Origin of the sequence: Burkholderia sp. RF7-non_BP4 (genome assembly GCF_001521935.1) — a bacterium.
GTDB lineage: Bacteria > Pseudomonadota > Gammaproteobacteria > Burkholderiales > Burkholderiaceae > Burkholderia > Burkholderia diffusa.
This window is the reverse complement of sequence record NZ_LOTA01000066.1, coordinates 1-609: the sequence shown is the minus strand read 5'-3', so window position 1 is coordinate 609 and position 609 is coordinate 1. Positions and strand designations below refer to the sequence as shown.

At 66.0% G+C, this 609-nt stretch carries 1 pseudogene; it reads right to left on the bottom strand.

The window, feature by feature from the left end:
• Nucleotides 1-174: 174 nt before the first annotated feature.
• Nucleotides 175-609 (bottom strand): annotated as a pseudogene (locus tag WS49_RS21540) (glutamine synthetase family protein); the annotation flags it as partial.

Sequence of the window (609 nt, the reverse complement as noted above, 5' to 3'; positions counted from 1 at the left end):
TTGAGCGCGCCCATGTCGGAGAACGGGTGAATGTGGTGCGCGGCGTCGAGCGCGCGGTATTCGGCGGTCGAGCGCGCCTGCGTCGTGCGCGGTGCGGCGGCCGGCTGGATCCAGGCAGATTCGTTGCGGTAAGTCATGTTTCCTCCGTGATTCCGTATTCGGTCGTGTGCACGCTCAGACGTGCAGCAGCAGATGGCGGCGTTCCCACGAGCTGATCACGCGGAAGAACGCTTCGTATTCGGTTTCCTTCAGCGCGAAATACGCCTTCAGGAACTTGTGGCCGAGAATCTCGCCGAGCGGCTCGCACGCGGCCATCAGCGTGAGCCCTTCCTCGAGGTTGCGCGGCAGTTGGTACGGCAGTTCGTAGCCGTCGCTGACGAGCGGTTCGGTCGGCTCCAGCCGCTGCGTCATGCCGAGATAGCCGGCCGCGAGCGTTGCCGCGAGCGCGAGGTACGGATTGCAGTCGACGCCCGGAATCCGGTTCTCGATGCGGCGCGCGGCCGGGCCCGAGTGCGGGATGCGGAAGCCGACCGTGCGGTTGTCGTAGCCCCACTGCACGTTGATCGGCGCGGCCATGAAGCGCGACAGCCGGCGGTACGAGTTGATGTA